Annotated in this window: 24 protein-coding genes, 3 pseudogenes and 1 riboswitch; of the genes and pseudogenes, 1 reads left to right on the top strand and 26 read right to left on the bottom strand. The window is 38.2% G+C overall.

Translation table 11 applies throughout. The features are described from left to right. Nucleotides 1-215 precede the first annotated feature (215 nt). The 8 genes from DOZ58_RS12590 to DOZ58_RS12555 all read right to left on the bottom strand — a co-directional run bounded on the left by DOZ58_RS12590 (nucleotide 216) and on the right by DOZ58_RS12555 (nucleotide 8,271). On the bottom strand, nucleotides 216-839 hold the full coding sequence (locus tag DOZ58_RS12590; RefSeq protein ID WP_162624514.1) for a class I SAM-dependent methyltransferase: 624 nt from the start codon (nucleotides 837-839) through the stop codon (nucleotides 216-218). Nucleotides 840-865: 26 nt separating this feature from the next. Continuing rightward, a complete protein-coding gene (locus DOZ58_RS12585) occupies nucleotides 866-1,693 on the bottom strand; it encodes an undecaprenyl-diphosphate phosphatase (protein ID WP_204355404.1) in 828 nt (275 codons plus the stop codon). A 74-nt stretch (nucleotides 1,694-1,767) separates the two neighbouring features. Then, the gene (locus DOZ58_RS12580; RefSeq protein WP_111888604.1) at nucleotides 1,768-2,469 is read right to left on the bottom strand and encodes a TVP38/TMEM64 family protein; all 702 of its coding nucleotides are present in this window, start codon (nucleotides 2,467-2,469) and stop codon (nucleotides 1,768-1,770) included. 58 nt (nucleotides 2,470-2,527) lie between these two features. Further along, nucleotides 2,528-3,865 carry a cell wall metabolism sensor histidine kinase WalK gene (locus DOZ58_RS12575; RefSeq protein WP_242988711.1) on the bottom strand — a complete coding sequence of 446 codons (1,338 nt, stop codon included), beginning with the start codon at nucleotides 3,863-3,865 and terminating at the stop codon, nucleotides 2,528-2,530. 5 nt (nucleotides 3,866-3,870) lie between these two features. Beyond that, nucleotides 3,871-4,617, bottom strand: a complete 747-nt coding sequence (locus tag DOZ58_RS12570) for a response regulator transcription factor (protein WP_371414170.1) — start codon at nucleotides 4,615-4,617, stop codon at nucleotides 3,871-3,873. Further along, the gene (locus DOZ58_RS12565; protein ID WP_111888602.1) at nucleotides 4,592-5,329 is read right to left on the bottom strand and encodes a protein kinase family protein; all 738 of its coding nucleotides are present in this window, start codon (nucleotides 5,327-5,329) and stop codon (nucleotides 4,592-4,594) included. The genes DOZ58_RS12570 and DOZ58_RS12565 overlap by 26 nt, the downstream gene beginning before the upstream one ends. Further along, complete coding sequence (locus DOZ58_RS12560; protein ID WP_111888601.1) at nucleotides 5,322-5,684, bottom strand: zinc ribbon domain-containing protein; 363 nt, start codon at nucleotides 5,682-5,684, stop codon at nucleotides 5,322-5,324. The genes DOZ58_RS12565 and DOZ58_RS12560 overlap by 8 nt, the downstream gene beginning before the upstream one ends. 49 nt (nucleotides 5,685-5,733) lie before the next feature. After that, complete coding sequence (locus DOZ58_RS12555) at nucleotides 5,734-8,271, bottom strand: cation-translocating P-type ATPase (protein ID WP_111888600.1); 2,538 nt, start codon at nucleotides 8,269-8,271, stop codon at nucleotides 5,734-5,736. A 101-nt stretch (nucleotides 8,272-8,372) separates the two neighbouring features. Further along, a riboswitch (NiCo riboswitch) is annotated at nucleotides 8,373-8,464 on the bottom strand. Nucleotides 8,465-8,674: 210 nt separating this feature from the next. Here DOZ58_RS12555 and DOZ58_RS12550 point away from each other — a divergent pair. Next, nucleotides 8,675-9,076 carry a hypothetical protein gene (locus tag DOZ58_RS12550; RefSeq protein ID WP_111888599.1) on the top strand — a complete coding sequence of 134 codons (402 nt, stop codon included), beginning with the start codon at nucleotides 8,675-8,677 and terminating at the stop codon, nucleotides 9,074-9,076. Nucleotides 9,077-9,113: 37 nt separating this feature from the next. Here the strand turns inward: DOZ58_RS12550 and DOZ58_RS12545 are convergent, their stop codons facing one another. The 18 genes and pseudogenes from DOZ58_RS12545 to DOZ58_RS12465 form a co-directional block, all read right to left on the bottom strand. Then, complete coding sequence (locus DOZ58_RS12545) at nucleotides 9,114-9,377, bottom strand: resolvase (RefSeq protein ID WP_242988495.1); 264 nt, start codon at nucleotides 9,375-9,377, stop codon at nucleotides 9,114-9,116. Next, nucleotides 9,373-9,612: pseudogene (locus DOZ58_RS12540) on the bottom strand (pilus assembly protein CpaB); the annotation flags it as partial. The gene DOZ58_RS12545 and the pseudogene DOZ58_RS12540, both read right to left, overlap by 5 nt. Before the next feature lie 39 nt (nucleotides 9,613-9,651). After that, the gene (locus tag DOZ58_RS12535; protein WP_111888597.1) at nucleotides 9,652-9,855 is read right to left on the bottom strand and encodes a hypothetical protein; all 204 of its coding nucleotides are present in this window, start codon (nucleotides 9,853-9,855) and stop codon (nucleotides 9,652-9,654) included. A gap of 14 nt (nucleotides 9,856-9,869) precedes the next feature. Further along, nucleotides 9,870-10,292, bottom strand: coding sequence for a prepilin peptidase (locus DOZ58_RS12530; RefSeq protein ID WP_162624513.1), 423 nt, complete (start codon nucleotides 10,290-10,292; stop codon nucleotides 9,870-9,872). After that, nucleotides 10,282-10,425 (bottom strand): annotated as a pseudogene (locus tag DOZ58_RS18950) (DUF6133 family protein); the annotation flags it as partial. The pseudogene DOZ58_RS18950 and the gene DOZ58_RS12530, both read right to left, overlap by 11 nt. Continuing rightward, a pseudogene (locus tag DOZ58_RS12525) lies at nucleotides 10,424-11,008 on the bottom strand (DNA adenine methylase); the annotation flags it as partial. The pseudogenes DOZ58_RS18950 and DOZ58_RS12525, both read right to left, overlap by 2 nt. A gap of 15 nt (nucleotides 11,009-11,023) precedes the next feature. Next, nucleotides 11,024-11,380: a hypothetical protein gene (locus DOZ58_RS12520; RefSeq protein WP_111888595.1), complete on the bottom strand. Its 357-nt coding sequence runs from the start codon at nucleotides 11,378-11,380 to the stop codon at nucleotides 11,024-11,026. Between the two features lie 180 nt (nucleotides 11,381-11,560). Further along, on the bottom strand, nucleotides 11,561-11,938 hold the full coding sequence (locus tag DOZ58_RS12515; RefSeq protein WP_242988494.1) for a DUF4314 domain-containing protein: 378 nt from the start codon (nucleotides 11,936-11,938) through the stop codon (nucleotides 11,561-11,563). A gap of 35 nt (nucleotides 11,939-11,973) precedes the next feature. Further along, nucleotides 11,974-12,663 carry a hypothetical protein gene (locus DOZ58_RS12510; protein WP_162624512.1) on the bottom strand — a complete coding sequence of 230 codons (690 nt, stop codon included), beginning with the start codon at nucleotides 12,661-12,663 and terminating at the stop codon, nucleotides 11,974-11,976. A gap of 172 nt (nucleotides 12,664-12,835) precedes the next feature. After that, nucleotides 12,836-13,441, bottom strand: coding sequence for a hypothetical protein (locus DOZ58_RS12505; RefSeq protein WP_111888592.1), 606 nt, complete (start codon nucleotides 13,439-13,441; stop codon nucleotides 12,836-12,838). A gap of 261 nt (nucleotides 13,442-13,702) precedes the next feature. Beyond that, nucleotides 13,703-15,073, bottom strand: coding sequence for a 23S rRNA (uracil(1939)-C(5))-methyltransferase RlmD (gene rlmD, locus DOZ58_RS12500; RefSeq protein ID WP_111888591.1), 1,371 nt, complete (start codon nucleotides 15,071-15,073; stop codon nucleotides 13,703-13,705). Between the two features lie 61 nt (nucleotides 15,074-15,134). Then, the gene (locus DOZ58_RS12495) at nucleotides 15,135-15,734 is read right to left on the bottom strand and encodes a TetR/AcrR family transcriptional regulator C-terminal domain-containing protein (RefSeq protein ID WP_162624511.1); all 600 of its coding nucleotides are present in this window, start codon (nucleotides 15,732-15,734) and stop codon (nucleotides 15,135-15,137) included. A gap of 246 nt (nucleotides 15,735-15,980) precedes the next feature. Beyond that, a complete protein-coding gene (locus tag DOZ58_RS12490; protein ID WP_162624510.1) occupies nucleotides 15,981-18,092 on the bottom strand; it encodes a YhgE/Pip domain-containing protein in 2,112 nt (703 codons plus the stop codon). 209 nt (nucleotides 18,093-18,301) lie between these two features. Further along, nucleotides 18,302-18,622: a thioredoxin gene (gene trxA, locus DOZ58_RS12485; protein WP_111888588.1), complete on the bottom strand. Its 321-nt coding sequence runs from the start codon at nucleotides 18,620-18,622 to the stop codon at nucleotides 18,302-18,304. 26 nt (nucleotides 18,623-18,648) lie between these two features. After that, entirely contained in the window at nucleotides 18,649-19,215 is a 567-nt protein-coding gene (locus DOZ58_RS12480; protein WP_111888587.1) for a flavodoxin family protein, read from the bottom strand. A gap of 235 nt (nucleotides 19,216-19,450) precedes the next feature. Beyond that, a complete protein-coding gene (locus tag DOZ58_RS12475) occupies nucleotides 19,451-19,942 on the bottom strand; it encodes a hypothetical protein (RefSeq protein ID WP_111888586.1) in 492 nt (163 codons plus the stop codon). 88 nt (nucleotides 19,943-20,030) lie between these two features. Next, entirely contained in the window at nucleotides 20,031-20,192 is a 162-nt protein-coding gene (rd, locus tag DOZ58_RS12470) for a rubredoxin (protein WP_111888585.1), read from the bottom strand. Between the two features lie 164 nt (nucleotides 20,193-20,356). Next, the gene (locus tag DOZ58_RS12465) at nucleotides 20,357-20,524 is read right to left on the bottom strand and encodes a 4Fe-4S binding protein (RefSeq protein ID WP_070370676.1); all 168 of its coding nucleotides are present in this window, start codon (nucleotides 20,522-20,524) and stop codon (nucleotides 20,357-20,359) included. Nucleotides 20,525-20,581: the final 57 nt, after the last annotated feature.

Genomic DNA, 20,581 nt, shown 5'->3' with positions numbered 1-20,581 from the left:
TAAATTTCTCATTTTAATTTGTACTAAATCTTGACATAGGACCAGGTGCAAACTTATAATTCATTGAGAAAACACTTTTCCCTATACTCGGGATATTTGGAACAATATCATCAAAATACCTGAAGGATAATTTTCTAAAATTATTAAACCAATCGTGACCATATTTCTCACAAAAATATTTTTTGCTTTTATGCATAGATATTGAAAGTATAAATCTATCCATCAAATTTCTCCATTTTCTCCGGTTTATTCACATTACCTGTATATACATAACCAGTCAACACTCGTGGATATATATCAGCCTTCTCGCATTCAAATTTTAATAGTTTAAAACCACACTGTACTATCTCATATTTATACTGTCTATTAATATTACAGCCATAAGCAAATATGTTGTAGAACGGGTTGAACATATTTTGAATCATACTCGTCAATTTACCTTTAGCTTTTCCATGTTCTAAAAAAATAAATTGCCCACCCGGTTTCAATACACGGTAAATCTCAGCAAGAACCTTGTTCAAATTTTCTACACTGCAAAGTACAAACGTTGATACAACAGTATCAAATGAATTATCATTAAATGGTAGAAAATCTGCACTTGCAAATACTAAATTCACATTGATATTAGAGCTGTCAAGTTTTCTAATGTAGTTATCTACTGCAGTAATCTGATCTACATGCTCGGGATATAATGTAAGATTTGTTCCCTCACCAATACCAATTTCCAATATCTCTCCTTTAGCATCAGATAATATCTTTTTCCGAAGTTCTAAAATCGATTTTTTCCCAATATTTTTCTTCATCATCATTGGAAATATTTTATCTCGATACCAGTACATGCTCACACTTCCCTTCAACCACAACATCAATTTACTTGAAACCAAAATATAATAGACACGATTGCTCCTAACACAATTCTATACCATCCAAAGACCTTAAAATCATGATTTTTTATATATTTTAGTAAGAATTGAATTGCAATAATAGACACTAAAAATGCTGTTAGCATACCCGTCACTAAGACTATGAACTCTGTGTTTGTAAAGTTAAAACCAAACTTAACAATCTTCAATAAACTTGCACCAAACATAACTGGAATTGATAGAAAAAATGAAAATTCTGCGGCGATACTTCTAGACGTACCTAAAATGATTCCACCAAGAATTGTTGCTCCTGACCTAGAAGTTCCTGGGACAAGAGAAAGGACTTGAAAACACCCAATTAAGAATGCTGTCTTAAAACTTAAAGTATCAAAATCTACTATTTTGCTAACCTTGCTCCTATTTCGATTTTCAATTATTATAAATAATACACCATACAAAATTAATGTAATAGCAACCGTTTGGTAATTGTATAAGTTATCATTTAGCCAATCTCCAAACACAACTCCTATAACGCCTGCGGGGATAACGCCAATCAAAACTTTAAACCAAATATTGAATGTATTGATTTTCTCTTGTTCAGTTTTTGTTGAACTAAATGGATTTAGTTTATTAAAATAGAGAAGTGCAACAGCCAATATAGCACCCAGTTGAATTACAACGAAAAACATCTCTTTGAATGCCTCAGACATATTTAACTGTATAAATTCTTCAACCAATATCATGTGACCCGTACTACTGATTGGTAACCACTCCGTTATTCCTTCAACAATACCTAATAGGATGGCTTTTATTATTTCAATTGTCATCACATATCTCCATTTTTTCTTATTTATATTCTGTAATCTAATGACTAAAAGTCAAACCGTAATGAAGTACATCACAATCAAATAATACTCCAGAAAAACTCTTCACTTTTACGTTTATATATTTTCCGAAGGATATATGTCAATGACGCAAAAGCAATTAACCCAATTATTGTTATAGCAATTCCAAATATATCTTTTGAATACATGTTTGCACCAACGCTTACCCAGATAATAGTACCTGGAATTCTGGAAATTCCATAAATAATAAAAAGTCTAGATGGTTTTATTGGTGTTAATCCAGCTATATACATCATTAGATCTTTTGGAATAAAAGGAACTAAGCAAATTATGAAGGTTCCTATCATCCCCTGTGTCGAATTTAACATTTTACTAATTTTATCAATTTTATCCTTTTCTACAAATTTTGCGATAAAATCGTATCCCAAAAATCTTGATAAGTAAAATGCTGTTATTGAGCCTAACATAATGCCTACAATTGATAGAACAAATCCAATTGGTGTTCCGTAAATGTACCCTCCACAAATATTAAACAGATCCCCTGGTATTACTACCACAAGTACATGCACTGCTTGGATCAAAACATAGATTAGAAAACCAAAATTTCCGAAAGAAAGTAGATATTCTCTAATCTTTTCTGGTTGCTTTGCATTCTCAATAATCCAAGGTCCATAATTCCATGCAATTGTCATTAATAGTACACCCGTACATACAAGAACTATAAATTTAACAATGCTCTTTTGATCAAATTCTGTTTTCATAAAATCACCCTCAATCAATTTAATGATCTAATTGTAATTTTTAAAAATGAAAAACAGATTAAAGTTTGGGGAAAATCAATTGAAATTTACTACCTTCATTAAGTATTGAGGAAACTTTGATTTCTAAACTTAGAAGTTCACAAATTTCTTTAGCAATTGATAATCCAAGACCATTGCCACTAGAAGTCCTATTTCTTGCTTTGTCATTTGTGTAAAAACGATCAAATATTAATGCAAGCTCATTCTCACTCATTCCACAACCTGAATCAATAATTTCTAAAACAACTTTATCATCGTTACTAATGCAGTTAATCGCTATGGTGCCATTTGAATCTGTGAATTTCAATGCATTATCCAGTAATATAAGAATCAGCTGCTTTGTCATCGCCTTGTCAGTATTGATTTGTACATTAGGCTCACATGCACATGTAATTTCGAAATTTTCATGACATACGGAAATATCATTGTAAATTGTAGTTATTAATTCTGACAAATTAAACTGCTCAATCCTCACTGCCTTTTCATTGTCAATTTTTGCTAAATATAAAAGCTTTGTAATTAAATTTTCCATATATTCAGCTTCTGTTGTAATAGCTAATATTGACTTTTCTAATACCTCTCGATCATCTTTTCCCCATCTTGAAATTAGACTTGCATGTCCTATAATTGCAGCCAATGGCGTCTTTAACTCATGAGAAGCATCTGATACAAATTGAGCTTGTTTATTAAATATGCATTCAAGTTTATCTGCCATATTATTCAGAACTAATGAAAGTTCATAAAGTTCATCTCGACATTCTGGCAAAGGTATCCTTTCTGACAATCCTTTAGATGAAATCTTTTTTGAGGTTTTTATAATAATATCAATAGGTTTCAAAGCCTTCTTGGCAAAAATGTACCCTGATATCAACGCAATCATTATGCCAATGAGATCTACCAAAGCTAAAATACTGAATAAAATTTTTAGAAAGACTTTTTCATCATGTAAATCTTTAATTATTATGGCGTCATATGTGATATCCTGAATGATACATTTAGTTTTTTCAATTAAAAAATCTTCATCATCAAGTTCTTTTACTATTATTCGATCATATGGAATCAATGAGTGTTCTATGCCGTCAATGAATGCAGTGGTCTTAAACAATATGCCATCTTTGTTCCTAATTTCAACTAAAATATCCTTTCTAGAATAAAGCGCTTCACCCTTCTCTAAGTCTGATAGTTTAATACTATCAGTGAGTATGTATTTTTTTGTAGTTTCAATATCATTATGCGCAGAAAAGAATTGATACAACTCAACGCTATACAAAACACATGCACTTAAACAAAATAATGTTATTGAGAACATAAATGCAAAAACAAATGTCATACGTTTAGTTATTGAGAAATTCTTCACTAAATTCAATCTTTCACATCCTTTATGACATAGCCTATACCACGGATAGTATTGATAATTGTACTCTTATCATCGAAAATTTTAGTTCTTAAGTGCTTAATTGTGACATCAACAACATTGCTATCACCGTAATAATTCTCATCCCATACATTTTGTAAAAGCTTTTCACGACTCATTACGATGTTTTTGTTTAGAACTAGCTGATATAGCAAATCATACTCTTTTTTAGTCAAGCTTATTTCTTTCTCCTCTAGAAATACTTGATAACTATCCGTACATATAGTAATCTTTCCAACGGATAATTTATTTAAGTTTTGATTTTGACTTCTTGTCACTACACGAATTCGAGCAAAAAGTTCTTCAATTCGGAACGGTTTTGTAATATAGTCATTTGCACCACTGTCTAATCCTAAGACTTTATCTGTAAGGTCACTCTTTGCAGTAAGCATAATAATTGGTATATTTGAAAACTCTCTCACTTTTTTGCAGATATCAACTCCATTAATATATGGAATCATAACATCAAGTATAATAACATCAAATTTATCTTTTTTTGCTTTATTCAATGCTTCTCTACCATCATATGCAATGTCTGTTTCATACCCTTCGTGTTCGAGTTCCAGTTTAATAAATTCCGCTATATTTATTTCATCTTCAACAATTAAAATTTTCAACCTTATCCATCCTTTTATCATTAATTCAAGCTTGAGTTTGCTTCTGGCTATACTAACCCCTTGTAATATCAAAAGCATTGATAAAATCCGCCTCAATTTCGGTTAGGCTTGTATATATAACATCAAGGCCCAATAATCTCATTAAAAATTGCTTTTGATCCTTTTTTAGTGACAATTCCTCATGCCACGGTTGTCTGTTCTTATCTTTCTTTTGAAAAGAAGAATAAATCAGATAGAGAAGCAAGTCTCCCAAATATGAGTAATCCATATCATACCTATAAGAGTTGCCATCCTCAAAGCGAGCTAAACCGAAATCAATGAGGTATACATCCTCTTGATCGATGAGGACATTGGGAATCCGTATATCCCTATGAACAATACCATTTTCATGCAAATACATAATAATTTGAATCAATTTGATACCAATAGCGTATATTTCCTCATCTGAAAATTTATGATTATGTATGAATATCATATCTTTCAATGTCGTCCCCGGTTTCAACTCTAATACAAACGCATAGAATGATTTCTCATTTATAACCCCAAGAAGCTCAGGAATTCTAGAATCCCTGAGCTTTGAAAGAATCACTGCTTCGTGTACATTATTAGTTGAATTACGTGCAAAGATGCTGGGTTTGAATCTTTTGAGAACAACATTTTTTTGAAGGTCATTTTTAGCATGAAAGCACATGCCATATCTTCCTTCACCAGCTATCTCTTCAATTGTATATTCCCCATATTTTTTCCCACGATACTTTAAATTTCTAAAGCATTGTATCAGCTTAACCATTCAGTTTATTTCCGCAATTGTTACAGAATTTAGCATTGGGCGGCATTTTTCCACCGCAATTTTGGCAATACAATTCCACTTTAACCTGCTCACCGCAATTCAGACAAAACTTTGAACCCGCTGGTATATTTCTACTACACTTGCTACATTGTAATGAACCTTGGTTGAGAATAGCTTGACTCTGTCTTGGTTCATTGTGTTGATTTCTATAGTCATTATAATGACCACCCGAATGACTTCTAGATGCTAACATATCAAAGATACCACCTAGAATACCTTTTTTCTGATAGTGGGCGCTTCCATGATTACCATTTTTGTAATGACCTTTTTTTGAAGACTTTGAAAAGAAACTCATAATCTTACTCCCCTTTATTCAGTATTTGTTTTATGTTCCTATTTGACCATTATTTACTTTTGTTCAGAATCACGAGTTTGCCTAGTTTAATCAACTCATACCACAGAACCGCTATACATGAAATTCCTGCTGCAAGCAACAATTGCTCTGATGATAAAGATGTCAATTTCAAGAATCCGCTAATTGGCGTATAGAGCATAACTAACAGTCCCAATAATGTGCCAATAATTACTGCCCACATTACTCTATCCTTTATCTGTCTGATAAAAGTTCTTATAGCAAAATCTGTATTTGAACTGTTTACTTGTACAAGCAGTACATTAGATAGGAATATAATGCTCAATCCCATTGTTCTTGCAAGTGGCGCATTTTCTGGATACATATTTATAAAATTGTAGTATGTTGCAAAAGATGCTCCGAAGATCACTAATCCTTGCATGACACTCTTAGATAGCATTTTAGCCGTTAAAAGCTTTTCTTTTGGATTTCGTGGCGGTCTTTGCATAATATCACGTTCTGCTGGCTGGCGCTCCAAAACAATTGAACACGTTGGATCAATTACAAGTTCAAGTAAAACTACATGCAACGGAAGTAGCAAAAGGCTTGTGGGACTTATTCCCATTAAAGGTGCTAGCAATGAAGCAAATGCTATTGGAATATGGATAGTAAATACATAACCAACCGCCTTTTTAATGTTGTCATATATTCGCCTACCATCCTTGATGGTATCCACAATGGTTGAAAAATTATCATCTAGAAGTATCAAATCCGCTGCTTCCCTAGAAACTTCGGAACCTCGTTTACCCATTGCTATTCCAATATCAGCATATTTTAATGCTGGTGCATCGTTGACACCATCTCCTGTCATAGCTACAACTTCACCATTTTCTTTAAATGCTTTGACAATCCTCATCTTGTGTTCAGGAAGAACACGTGAAAAGATACTAACATCTTTCACTTTTTCTCTCAGTTCGTCATCACTCATTTCACTGAGTTCATCACCCGTTATTATGTGATCGCTATTAGGCATGTTGATTTGTTTTGCTATAGAACTCGCTGTAATTCCGTTGTCCCCAGTAATCATAACAACTCGAACTCCAGCTTTTGTACAGGTATTAATATCTTCTTTTACTGATTCTCTTGGTGGATCTGCAAGACCTACCATTCCCAAAAGCTCCAGTCTACAGTCTGTGAGAGTATCCGGAATTTCATTTTCAATTTTAATACTCATCTGGCCAACGGCTATAACACGAAGGCCTTGTTTTGACATTTCGTAGATTTTAGCTTCTGCAATCTGTCTTTCTTCAGAGGAAAGGTTGCATAATGTTAGGATTCTTTCTGGAGAACCTTTTGCAGCAACTACAATATCATTGCCGTTTCTCCACACATTCCCCATCATTTTATTTTCATCAGTGAAGGCATACTCTTTTAACAATCGTCCACCAAAAAGAATATCCTTCGATATACCCAATTCTTCACAGCGGGCTATCATAGCTTTTTCCATTGGATCATATGCATCCGATTTACATCCCATACCCATTATCTTGGATATATATTTTTCGTCACCTGATTTGCTATAGGTTTCTCTAACAGCCATCTTATTTAGTGTTATAGTACCAGTTTTATCGACACAGAGCACAGAAACTGCACCCAGAGTCTCAACTGATGGAAGTCTCCTTACAAGAGATTGTTTTTTAGCCAGTCTCCATGCTCCCATTGATAAAAAAACTGTTAAAATAACAGGAAACTCCTCTGGTATCATTGCCATTGCAAGAGTTATACCTGATAAGATGCTTTCAATAATTCTGCTTTTAAAAGCGTGATCAGGGATATTGAAGAACGTTACAACACCTACTAAAACAAACAGAACCGCTGCAATCGTACCACACAGTTTTACAAGTCTACCTGTCTGTTTCTGAAGTGGCGTATCTCCAACAGGAGCAAGTGCAATTTCCTTACCAATCTTTCCATATTCAGTTGATAGTCCAATTTTATCGACCAAAATCGTTCCAGTTCCTTGAGTGACAAGCGTTCCAGCATAGCAATAGTCACGGCGCCAATAATCATTATTTTCATTTATATAGTTTTCACTAGTTAATTTCCAGACACCAAGGGACTCTCCTGTAAGAGATGATTCATCAACACATAACGTACTTGCCCTTACAACAGTTCCATCTGCTGGTATCTTAACACCCTCAGCAATATACATGATATCCCCAGGAACCAAATCAGAACTGTTTATAGTTTTTTCTTCTCCATCACGTAGTACTTTAATGTGTGGTGCCGATAAATCTTTTAATGCCTTTAATGTTTTATCTGTTTTCCATTCTTGTATTGCCTCGATGCTAATTATTCCAACTACGAATACTAACATAATTGCTCCGTCCTTAGGTTCTCCTAGAACAAAGTAAACCCCTGCTGCGATTATCAGCAACAAAAACATTGGTTCAGTAATGACATGAAAAATTTTATGAAATATATTTTCTTTCTTTTCAGGTACTAGCTCATTCTTTCCAAACTGCTCCTGAAGTTTTTTTGCCTCTGAGGTTGTCAACCCCTTCAACTCAGTGATTTTTTGTTCTGTCATAAAAGTTACCTCCACTTTCGCTTAATATTAAAGATAGCTCTATGGCATTGCAATCTTCAGATATGTCCAAAAATAGGTACAAAAAAACCCGTGGAACATATTACTGTCCCACGAGTTATATTTACCCGCTGCCTAGTTAGGCCCAGCCCCATGAACTTACTAATAAGTTCATCGCCTGCTCAGTTTGTACTGTAGATTTATATGCAGTGCAATTAGATACAAAAATAATATCATATAGATTATAGTTTTGTCAAGTGGTTTTATATTAGAAACTTGTCCATTGAGATGTAACTATTATAGGTCATATTTTACTATTCAATAATTCTAATTAGAAGCAATACACGATGAATTGCTTTGTTTTTGAATACCTGATATTATAAATGCTATATGGAGGTATATACAAATGGGTGAAATAGGTGAATTTCTAGGTTGGCTGACGGTGTTCTCTTTTGGGGCAACCTTAGCGAATTACATATTAAAATATATTAATAAAAAATATTCAAAATTAATAAATTCCACGCTTAAATATAAAAAATTCAATGCTCTTTTCATGAAAATATTTGTACGGCATCATAAATTCTGGGGAATTGCTACAATTATAACCCTCTTACTACATTTTTATATTCAGTCAACATTTCGTGAAGTGAGCACTACAGGCCTGATAGCAGGTGGTATATTGCTTATTCAAATGTTATTAGGCATGTCTGGGGCTTACATTTTTAAAAAGAGACAAGGATTGTGGTTTGTTAGTCATAGAATAATTTCAATCATATTGATATTAGGAATTATCATACATTTATTATAAAAATCATGCCTAGATTCTATATCTGGGCTTTTTTAATTCACAACATTCTAATTTCAGCCTGCATTACAGATGCTTCTTCATCATCCCAAAGTGCTTGCAGTTCTTCTCTTGTCGCCACTGGGAAATCTTTCGGTTCCACTTCTCCCATTTGTATAGGAGCCAAATGAGTGATGATTTCTTGACATAGATTCTGATCAGGACAATTCATAATAAATCCGCCATAAATAGATTCACAAATTAGGCTGTCACACATATCCGTCATAATAATCTTGTCAGCTGCATAAGCATTCTTAGCTTCCAACAACAGTTTCTTTTGATTTCACAACATCTGATGGAAGATTGTATCCACCGACTTCAATGTTTTGTACCATATCCTTTGTAATTTGAGCGCCAGCCTTGATTTCTTTAATCACTCTGACAATCTCAGTCTTCTGGCTAATGCCTTTATTGAATAATGGCGTTATGCCAAAGCAAATGAGGAGTGAAAGCACAATGCAAAACACCCCGACAACCATTCTGTTTTTAAAAATATTCATACGTACCTCCGTTTTTTATAGTTTATGATCATAAGATTATTACCGCATCACCATTTCCAGACCCGCGATTAACCTTAACTCGCCAGTCTCAATCAATTCATTTACTTCATTCTCTGTATAGATGAGAACCTCTGTATTCCCGTCATTTTCAGGAGCAAGTACCATGGATCCTGACCACTTGCCTGCATATGCATAAGTTTCATGGTTATAACTCGTTTCAAATCGTTGTCCCTTTTCAAACACTATCACCATCTCCTTTATACGAAATAGACACATGTATAGCCAAGAGCGAGAAAAGGCGCTAGCGGATACGCCCTGCGCCCATACTCCTTGCTCGTGATTCTATAAATTATTTTTAATGCTCCATGAAAAATTATCACTAGACTCAGTCCAATGGCCATCCCAATCAGTGCTTTCCAAAAGCCGATAACAAGTCCGACTGTAGCTACAATCTTAATATCTCCACCGCCAATACCTGACGGACTCATCATAGCTGCAATGAGTAATGGGAGTGCTGCCAATATGCCGAACAGATGAACAGCATTAAAATCAATCAGTGATATCAGCGCCATCGATGACCATATGGCTGTTGGAATTTCTCTTTTTTTGATATCAGTACAGACTGCACATCCCATCAAACAAAAAAACAGCACCGCTTGAACGATGCTGCTACCCGGCATAGTTGAACATATTCCTGATTCTTTGCTCGAGGGTGGGCATGACCACGTCACCAAACAAAGCATAAAGCCCTGCAAGAAGTAATGCACCAAGCACTACTGCAATCAGAATTTTAACTGCTGTATCGATGTAACCTTAGTCTGATATGATCTTCCTTTTGAAAACCACCTTCTCCGACATTCTTATAGTATTTTTCAGTGTCGAAGTAGGGCGGATCCAAATAAAAAAAGCTGACAGGGCGATCATATTGCCGAATCAGCTTTTCAAAATCTTTATTCTCGATAACTACTTTCGCAAGTCTTCTGTGGGCTTGCTCAATAATTGGAAAATTGCTTCTGATGTCATGGGGTTGGCTACCGAAGCTCGTGAGTCCTGATGCATAGCTGTATCTGATGAGCTGATAAAAGCAAGCTGCACGTTTGACGTCATTTTCAACATACGCCTTATCAAGGACAGCTTTGACTTCATCAAAGTCCTCTCTTGAATTTAAAACATACCTCAGTTCATTTTGAAGTTCTTCATATTGATCTCTCACACATCGGTAAAGGTTGACGAGTAGACTATTAAAGTCATTATAAACTTCAAAATCATTGCCCGGCGGTTTATGAAACAAGACCCAGCCACCACCACCAAATACTTCAATATACCTTTCATAATAAAGCGGAAAGAGCGAAACAATCAGTTCCCTCATGGATTTCTTTCCACCTATCCAACTCATAAAACTATTAATAAATCATCCCTCCTTCACACACACAAACCAGATTTGAAGCTGTTCATTGCTACTTGAATCTGGATAGAGGGACAGGGAATCTACAAGACCATTTTTTGCTTCTGCAATTTTTTCAATCCGGCTATTGAGCTGTCGTATGCTTGCGAGAACCTCCTGTTTATTAGCGCCATAATAATAACCACCATCGTCACTGCAGATAGGATGTCCTTCGCACCTGAGTGCATTAACAATGTCACGGATCTTCCTTCCGCTCATCTGAAACCGAAGTTCTAATCCCTTACTCTGAACAGCCCTCCCTGCACCTGTGTGATTTCTTTTTAAGTGAACTAAAAATCTCTCATTTAAATTTACATGTTCCACCTCCTCGCCTCCTTTTCTGGTGGGATAGTTTCTAGAAATAAAAAAAGGCCGCTTGATTCACTGCATATTGCAGTTTTTCAAGCGGCCCATTGGATTTATGGCATAAAAAATGTACGGTTTAAATGCCGTACCCTTATACCATTGATTATTCATTTGATTGAGTTCTAGTACTATTATCTTTTACATGTTCATTCCTCCCATACCTTGCTTTTGCTCATTGTCCATTGTTTCCTCAGAAGGCTTTGTAATTACTTTGAACTGATCTTCCCCAGGAACGATGCCCAGTGTTCTACCATTATCCCATTTCATGTGAAGTGTACCTGCATCGTCAACAATTTCAACGGTTCCCTGTGTCCCAGACTCAATAGGTGCATATGGATCATCCATACCGATGAGTTCAATTCGAGTGCCTACAGGGTACTGCTCTTTGATGCTTTCAACTTCTCTTCGAGATTTAAATCCGTTCATATTAGCGATACCTCCATGTTGTTTGATTTCTTGATTGTCATGTACAAATCTAATCCCTCCATTTCGTTTTGTGGCAATAAAAAAAGCCACACATCCTACAAATTTTGCTTTTGCAGAAAGGTAGCTTATTTAAACTTAACTTGGAACACTGCCGCTCTGTATTTGGCAATGAGTATTGAATGAATGATTGCTTTGAATGCCTGATCACCTATTAAAAACTTGTCAGCGATTTCATCCAGTCTGATATATTCTTTTGCTGTGTAGATGGTCTTTGCCATTTGATAGATAGCATAGCCATCAGTATTGATACCGCTTAGATTCATTTTCTTAAAATCAAAACTATCAGCATAAACATGATCCTTAGCTGCAGACCAGAGTTTATCATCAGCAGACAATAGAAATAAAACGGCCAGATGGATTGGACTTCTATTTTCGACTGGAATCTCTTGTAGGCGACAGACAGAACCGAATCTCCCTCTGTGTGATTGGCTTATGAAAAAATCACCTGCGCAGTTTCTAATCAAATGCTCAAGACGACTTTGAAGCCGGTGCGACTTACACTCATGAAAGCAACTTGAAATGAATCGATCATAGGATGCACCTCTACCATTACTTTTCAGACATTCAATATCTAAATCAAATCTAAATTGCTCTGGTAAGTTTGGCAAGACCTCTTCTTCTTTTTCTTGTGCATCTACCTTTCCAAATCCGTGTACCACAATTATTCCTCTACCCCTTGGTGAGAAATTTGGAACCAACATCATCAACTGCTCTAGCTCTTGAAGTTCTGAATCATTCATAAAATACTTTGACATCTTTTTTCCCTCTCTTTCAGAATTTTGAACATAAAAAAAGAGGCGGAGTCTGATGGTCATCCAAGTTGACCTAAAAACTTCGCCTCATAATCTTAACTTTTTTATCAATTTAATATTATTGTTTTACTTACACTCTCTTTTTTTACACATAGATATTCTATTTATGATTGGATTAAATTATCTTAGGTAGTTTAATGTCAAATTTACCACCTAATGCGGCTGTACCTATTCCAACAGCAATGAGCACTACAAAACTTGCGGTGCTAAGAGTCTTCCAATTAAACTCTTTCTTTTCTGAGTCTTTTTTATCGGCTAGCTGGACAGCTTCCATTTCCTGTACTCGTATATCTTCGTCCTTTTTATCCACCATTCGGAGAATCTCCATCTCGCGATCAATAATTTCATTCTGTTGTTCAGGAGTCAAATTTGGATTATCAAGGCACTTGCTTAAATCGGAACGCACTTTATCAGCAAATAGAATATACTCTTTCCTACTTTCTTGAAAACTCTCAATTTCTTTGTTTAAGATATCATACACTTGATTTGTGCTCTCATCATCACTTGAAATGATTTTATCAAGAATCTCTTTGTACTCAACCAACGAAGACTGAATCAGTTTTGAAAGTTCAGGAAACTGCGCAAGAAACTGCTGCGCCACTTCTGGACGCAACTCATTCAGTTTTGAAGCGTAACTCAACACATTACTATTTGGTATATTTCTGAAATCAGCCTTCTTAATAAGAGACAGGACTTGTTTTTCTACATCAGTATATTCCATATTCATACGCCTCCATTTGTAATGGTTTATTACCAATTTAACATTAATCGCATCTAAATTGATCCGCAACATTTACCTCATATTATACACTTATTCAACACTCAGTTGTTCCTTACAAACTGACCCCAAATCATCGAATTCTTCAATTTTGAGATATGTCATCTATATTTTAGCCCTTTTTCAGGGGTCAAAAAACGTCATTTTTTTATCTGTTTTTTGCCCAAAATTCAGGCCAAAACCACTATATGTTGTGGTCCACCTCTACTTTTTATCGCCCGAACCACTACGCGTCATCAGAATTATCGCTTCTACGTGCCCCCCATGCGGAAACATATCCACCAACTGTACCTTCTTCACCGCATACCCCGCCGCCACAAAAAACGGCAGATCCCGGGCCAGCGATGTCGCCTTACAAGACACATATACAAACACCTTGGGTTTAAAATCGAGAATTTTAAAGATCGCTTTGGGGTGGATGCCGTCCCGGGGCGGGTCCAGAATAATCACATCGGCCTGATCATGGAGGTTGGCCACTTCCACCATCACGTCGCCGGCGATAAACTGGCAGTAGTCGAGGCCATTCTTGGTGGCATTGGCCTTGGCGGCTTCGACCGCTTCGGCGACCAGCTCGATGCCGACCACCTTTTTAGAAACGGGCGCCAGTACCTGGGCAATGGTGCCGGTGCCGCAGTATAAATCATAAATCACTTCGTTTTGTTCCTGACCGACAAAGTCCCGGACGACGGAATAGAGTTTTTCGGCTCCTAAGGTATTGGTCTGGAAAAAGGAAAAGCTGGTGATTTCAAAGGTCAGTCCTAAAATCTTATCTTCAATTTTATCTTCGCCGTATAGAATTCTAGCCGTTTCGGCTTTGACCACATCGGCGACGCCATCGTTTTGGGTATGCAGAATTCCCCGGATCTGGCCGATAAGCGGTAGCTCCAGCAGGCATTTAACAAAGGCCGCTTCGTCCAGCGTTCCCTGGGTGGTGGTGGCCAGATTGATCAGCAGATCGCCGGTGTGTTTGCCCTTGCGCACGACCAGATGTCTTAAAAAGCCTTCGTGACTGCGTTTATGAAAATAGCTGTCCCCGGTTTGGGCAAAATAGCCCAGCACCGCCGTTTGAATCTGGTTAAAATCTTCATCGGTAATCTTGCAGCCATCGGTTTTGACGATATTATAAAAGCTGCCCTGTTCGTGAAGTCCCAGCATCAGCGGGCCCTCTTTTTCGTTATCGCCGAAAGAATACTCCATCTTATTCCGGTAACCAAAAACCTCGGGGCTGGGGACAATCCCCTCATAGGCAAAGTCTGTTATCCCGGCCTGATTAAGCAGGTTTAAGACGTAGCTTTCTTTGAGTTTGAGCTGTTCTTGATAGGGCAGGTTCTGGTAGGTACAGCCCCCGCATTTGGCAAAGACAGCGCAGGCGGCGTCAATTTCATTAGGAGCTTTTTCCAGTACTTCCACGATCCGGCCTTCATATTTTTTTCGTTTCTTGGCAATATTCACCCGTACCCGTTGGCCCGGCAGGCCGTTTTTCATAACGACTTTTTTTTCGCCATGCATGCCCCAGGATTTACCGGGGAAATTAAATCCTTCTATCGTTAATTCAATCTCTTCATTCTTTTTCATATGGACTCCTTAAATTTTCTTGTTGCTTATTTGGGGCTGTTTATTCAGCCGGTCTTCGCTGTTATGCTTTGGTCAGTTCCTGAAAATAGCGGGAAACGGCAAACATCCGGGCCCCGTTGATAATATCCTTGATGCTGATGGTGATTTCCTCGGGCGATTGTTTCATCCCGTTTTGCGCCCAGTCAATGATCATCCCCACCACCCCATAAGATAAAAATTCGGCGGTGAATGTTTTCTTCTGGGGCGTCATCACCGGGACTGCTTCCGAGTTCATTTTGCGATCACGGGACAGGTGTTCAATCATTTCCATAAAAATTTCCTTGGTGACGGTAAACAGATAGTTCTGAAATTCGGTGCCAGCGATCTCTTTTAGGGTCGTTTGATAAAAATGGCTATCACTTTTCATCGTCGTTAGTAGCTCCAGCACCTTGACGTCCCAGTTTTCGATCGTCAGATCTTTTCTGATCACGAGGATCGCTTCCTGATAAACGATCCAGTTGATCAGATCGTATTTATCCTGAAAATGATAATAAAAGGTCTGGCGGTTCAGACCACACTCGGCGGTAATTTCAGCGATGGTGATTTTTTCAAAACTTTTATTAGTTAGAATATGCTTAAAGCCTTTGGCGATGGCTTTTTTGGTAATTGACGCATCGGACATGCAGATACTCCTCATGATCTTTTTTAAGAATAATTATATCATTTCAGCTTGTTATTTCAAAGTGATCGACGGCAAATAAAAAGAACCCCACATATTGATGATATGCAGCGTTCTTTTTATTTTGGTCTATATATATTGAATTAAAGATTTTTGCAATTGAACTGGTCATTGTGCAGTGTGCGGGCGAGGGTCTGACCCCCTGGTCATCACTGATCGCCCCTATCTTAAATATTTAATTCTACTTATTTAGAATGACTGGTCTGAATTCAGTTCGGCTTTGACCGTCATATCTTTTTTATCAGCTTTCCGTTTCTTAATCATGGTCAGTAAAATCGTGGCGGCAAAGAACACCACCAGATAAATAGCCAGAATCAGGAAACTATGCCAGAAGTCACCCGAAATCGCACCGGTAATGGTGTCCTTAAACACCACTACTGAATAGGTCATCGGCATAAAGGGGTAAAGCACCTGGAAGAATCTTGGCACCGTTTCGATCGGGAAGGTCCCGCCACAGGAAGTCAACTGCAGAATCAGCAGCGTCAATGCCACAAATTTCCCGGCATCGCCCATGTGGATAATACAGAACTGGACAATCGCCAGGAAGGTCATCGAGACCAGACAAACTGATACAAAGTATAAGCCGGTATGGGCGATTTCCAGCCCTAAAGCATATTTAATGATACTGCCCAGCAAAATCGCCTGGGCCAGGCCCAACAACAGGTAGATAAAACTGCGGGCGGTTTTATTACTGCTTTCCCGGGACAAAATCTTGAATTTCTGATCGGCATCAAAATAGATCCCAAAGAAGATAATCAAGGCCCCAACCCATAGCGACAGGGACATAAAGTAGGGCGAAAAGTAGGTGCCATAGTTGGCAATCGGGTCAATAATCTCATCGTCCACAGTTACCGGCTCGCTGACATAGGTGCCCAAACCATTTAATTTGGCGGTATCGGCATTGGCATCATTCACGGCGGTGGTGACGCCGTTCTGGGCGGTAGTAATGCCGTTGCCTAACTGCTGCTGACCATCGACCAGGGTCGTGGCACCACTCGCCAGGGTGGTAGCACCGTCAGCCAGGGTATAAACGCCATTGGTCAAGGTGGTGGCCCCGTTTGATACCGCAGTAGCGCCGTTTGTCAGTGATGAGGCGCCATCTGAAACGGCACTGGCACCATCTGAGATACTATCAGCGGCATTGTTTAATTGACCGGCGGCGGCACTGACGATGGCAATCCCATCATCCAGATTGCTGGTACCGGCGGCCAATGCCTGGGTGCCGGTAGCAATGGCATCGGATGCTCCGCTTAACTGACTGCCCGCCGCTTCCAGTTGGGCAATGCTCTCGGCATTATCGCTGGAGGCCATATTCGAAATAAAGGCCGCAAACTGGGGATCGGCCATTAATTCGGGATGTTCGCCGACAAAGTCTGAAATAAAAGCCGAAGTCTGGTTGACATTGCCAATCAGGGTATCGACCCCAGCGGTATAGGCCTGAATCCCCTGATTAAGCTGCTCGGTTCCGTCAGCCAGGGTCGATGCGCCATCACTGACCTGGGCTGAACCGCTTTTGAGGGTACTGATGCCATCATTGAAATCAGTAAATTTTGCGGCAAATTCTGATGTTCCGGCGGCCAGGGTTTGGGTCCCATCGGCCAGGGTCTGACTGCCGGCGGCGAGGGCCTGGGTGCCAGATGCCAGAGTCTCCGAGCCCGTTGCCAATTCCCGGGAACCGGCGGCCAGCGAATCGGTGCCGTTAGCTAAGGTCTTAGAGCCCGTCAGCAATTGGGCCGAGCCACTGGAAAGCTGGCTTAACCCATCGTTAAGGGTCCCCAACTGACCGGGCACCTTGGCGACCTGATCGGTCAGATTGTTGACGATTTCGCCAGAGATACTCTCGCGTAAGCTGGTTTCCATTTGCAGCTCAGCTTTTCCTAAAATCTGACTGGCTAAATAATTTCGTTTTTCGTTGGGCGAAAAGATAATGCTGGCCGCCTGTTTATTGACGGTGGCCGCAGACGCAATATTTTGTGAAAAACTGCGCGGCACCACAATCATGGCATAGTAATCATCCGCTTCGGTCCCGGCTCGCCCGGTGGCTTCATCGGTGATCACGTACTTAAAGGTGCCATCCTTAATCAGTTTATCGAGAAATTCGTCACCGAGATTTCGCTGTTGATTATTGATGCTGGCGCCCACATCGTTATTGACGAGTGCGATTGGTAAATTATCCAGTTTTGAGTAGGGATCCCAAAAGGCACTGAGATAGAAAAAACTATACATAAGGGGAATAATAATGACGCCGATGATAACGATAAGTCTCACCGTATTGGCTTTGTTGACTCTATTTTTATTCATTTTTGCTCCTTTCATGTGCGTAAAGGAGTATAGCACGACGCTGTTCAGCTTGTAATTATACGATTGATTAAACTTGTCTAAAATCCCGACAACTTGGCTGATTTGTCTTAAAATGAAAACGGTCTCCTTATTTTTCTTAAGGTTTTGAATATGAATCTAAAAAAAAGAACCACTCCTTAATGAAGTGATCCCTCTTTTTTATTGCTTAATTAACCGGCATAATAATTTAGCTTATCTACCAAAACGCCTTTTGACTGGAGCCCGACAATGGTTTCGACGACTTCGCCGTTTTTGAATATTTTCATCGTTGGCACACTCATTACCCGGTATTGCTGGGCCAGGCTCTGAGTCTGATCGATATCGACCTTATAAACACTGGCTTTGTCTTTAATCTGCTCAGCGACGTCTTCTAAAACGGGAGCCAATGCTTTACAGGGCCCGCACCAGGTCGCAAAAAAATCTACCAGGACAACGCCTTTTCCATTTATCACCAAGTTATCAAATTCTGTTTGATCTAGTATCTTTGCCATTTTTTATCTCCTTTTTTTTAATCTCTTTAATTTTTAGCCAGTGGCGTATTTATTTTTTGTGCAATTTCTTCCAGTTCGTTCAAACACGTTGTGTTATCCAATGCTGGTCGCTCATCGGTATGGGAAAACTGAACAAAGCCGATTTCATCACAACTCAGGGTTTTTTTATACCATTCCAGGGTGTTATCAATGGCCTGAAACTGACGTGGATAATGAGGTGCCCCACCGACGCCAATAATCAGAATTTTTTTCTTTTTGATCGATGATTTATCTTTAAGGTTATAAATCATCTGGGTTCGATCAATCAGGGCCTTTATTTTTGATGGAAAAGCACTAAAATAAACCGGACTGGCCACAATCAGCAAATCACAGCTTTCCATTTTCTGATAAATCCCGGTCATATCATCTTCAATCACACATTCTCCCTGATGCGGAATACAATAATCACAGGCGATACAAGCCTGAACGTTTATTTGATTAATATTATATTCAAATAACTCGTACTCCACATTAAGTTTGCCAATAAAATAGTCGACGGCTTTCTGAGTGTTGTGATTATTTCGATGACTTCCCATAATTGCTACAATTTCCATTGGTATTTCCTTTCCTGCCTTTAGTTACTTAGGACTATTATACCCGACTTTTAGTAATATTAACACTATCGAATTATCTGATGCAAATTCTTTTTACGTCTTTGTTAACTTTTTTCAAAAAAGAAAAAAACCGAAGCCGTGTGAAAAGCGCTCGGTTTTTTCTAAAAACTTTGAAAGAGGGTAACTTGTTATGACTAAATAATACTCTATTTCTCTTAAGATTTCCTTAAAGCTATCATATTTTGACCAATTTTTTTAAAGTATCTATGAATTTCCCGGTACATTGGATCTTTGCACTACAAATTTTTCCCTGTGTTTCATATTGGACCATATATTTTCGTTTTCCGTCCATATTTGTCAGGGTGAAATTGCGCGTCTGTCCTTCAACTTTTTTTGCTTCCTCAATTGGCAGAATTTTTTTAATTTCCTCAATTTTTACTTCCAGGACGGTTTTCTTCCAGAAAAATATTTTTCGGTCAATAATTAACCGGTCGTGGGTGATAACCATCTCATAGATGGTTGTAATATAACGTAACGAAATCAAAAAGCCACCCATCATAATTACCAGGCTGATCACACCAACGATGGTTTTTAAACGATAATCTTCCAGGGTATTGGCAAACTGATTGTATAAAAAAGTATAGCCAACCACCACCACCATTAATATCCCCAGGGTTGTGATGCTGATTTGTTTGCTCTCAAGGGTTTCCCGTGCTTTAACTGCCATATGTCCTCCATATTTCTAAAGTCATTGTCATTATAACCCATTGATCCCATAAAAAAAAGAGCTTTAGCTCTTTTTTGATTGTTATTTTCTAGTCTTCCGGCGAAAAATCTTCTTTTCCGACACCACACAATGGGCAAACCCAATCGTCAGGAATATCTTCAAAAGCGGTTCCTGGGCTCACACCACTATCCGGGTCCCCGACCTCAGGATCATAAACATAACCACAAACATCACATACGTATTTCTGCATTTTTCCTCCTCCAGATTTCATCTGTCATAATTTTATTTCTTGAATATATATTTACCCCGGTATCTTATAATCTAACACCATAAAATAAAATCTGTTTTAAAACAATGCCACGTTAAAGGCACCTTCCAGAAAATCTGAAAGGTGCCTTTTCTTAACACTTCTAACTAGTCTTGAACAATTGCTTCTACTGGACATTGTTCCGCGCAAGCGCCACAGTCAGTACAAGTAGCTGCATCGATAACATAGATATCGCCTTCAGAAATTGCTTCTACTGGACATTCATCCATGCATGATCCACAAGCTATACATTCGTCTGTAATTTTATAAGCCATTTAAAAACCCTCCTTTTAGCATTAACAACATCTTTATTATATCCTTTTTTGTAGTGA

This window comes from Acetobacterium sp. KB-1, from assembly GCF_003260995.1.
Classification (GTDB): Bacteria; Bacillota; Clostridia; order Eubacteriales; family Eubacteriaceae; genus Acetobacterium; species Acetobacterium carbinolicum.
This window is presented reverse-complemented; position numbering and strand designations above follow the sequence as displayed.

Coding starts and splice junctions, on each gene's coding strand:
- DOZ58_RS12590 (WP_162624514.1), bottom strand. CDS start 839: ATGTACTGGTATCGAGATAAAATATTTCCAATGATGATGAAGAAAAAT.
- DOZ58_RS12580 (WP_111888604.1), bottom strand. CDS start 2,469: ATGAAAACAGAATTTGATCAAAAGAGCATTGTTAAATTTATAGTTCTT.
- DOZ58_RS12570 (WP_371414170.1), bottom strand. CDS start 4,617: ATGCTTTTGATATTACAAGGGGTTAGTATAGCCAGAAGCAAACTCAAG.
- DOZ58_RS12565 (WP_111888602.1), bottom strand. CDS start 5,329: ATGGTTAAGCTGATACAATGCTTTAGAAATTTAAAGTATCGTGGGAAA.
- DOZ58_RS12560 (WP_111888601.1), bottom strand. CDS start 5,684: ATGAGTTTCTTTTCAAAGTCTTCAAAAAAAGGTCATTACAAAAATGGT.
- DOZ58_RS12555 (WP_111888600.1), bottom strand. CDS start 8,271: ATGACAGAACAAAAAATCACTGAGTTGAAGGGGTTGACAACCTCAGAG.
- DOZ58_RS12550 (WP_111888599.1), top strand. CDS start 8,675: ATGGGTGAAATAGGTGAATTTCTAGGTTGGCTGACGGTGTTCTCTTTT.
- DOZ58_RS12530 (WP_162624513.1), bottom strand. CDS start 10,292: ATGCCGGGTAGCAGCATCGTTCAAGCGGTGCTGTTTTTTTGTTTGATG.
- DOZ58_RS12510 (WP_162624512.1), bottom strand. CDS start 12,663: ATGTCAAAGTATTTTATGAATGATTCAGAACTTCAAGAGCTAGAGCAG.
- DOZ58_RS12505 (WP_111888592.1), bottom strand. CDS start 13,441: ATGGAATATACTGATGTAGAAAAACAAGTCCTGTCTCTTATTAAGAAG.
- rlmD (WP_111888591.1), bottom strand. CDS start 15,073: ATGAAAAAGAATGAAGAGATTGAATTAACGATAGAAGGATTTAATTTC.
- DOZ58_RS12495 (WP_162624511.1), bottom strand. CDS start 15,734: ATGTCCGATGCGTCAATTACCAAAAAAGCCATCGCCAAAGGCTTTAAG.
- DOZ58_RS12490 (WP_162624510.1), bottom strand. CDS start 18,092: ATGAATAAAAATAGAGTCAACAAAGCCAATACGGTGAGACTTATCGTT.
- trxA (WP_111888588.1), bottom strand. CDS start 18,622: ATGGCAAAGATACTAGATCAAACAGAATTTGATAACTTGGTGATAAAT.
- DOZ58_RS12480 (WP_111888587.1), bottom strand. CDS start 19,215: ATGGAAATTGTAGCAATTATGGGAAGTCATCGAAATAATCACAACACT.
- DOZ58_RS12475 (WP_111888586.1), bottom strand. CDS start 19,942: ATGGCAGTTAAAGCACGGGAAACCCTTGAGAGCAAACAAATCAGCATC.
- rd (WP_111888585.1), bottom strand. CDS start 20,192: ATGCAGAAATACGTATGTGATGTTTGTGGTTATGTTTATGATCCTGAG.
- DOZ58_RS12465 (WP_070370676.1), bottom strand. CDS start 20,524: ATGGCTTATAAAATTACAGACGAATGTATAGCTTGTGGATCATGCATG.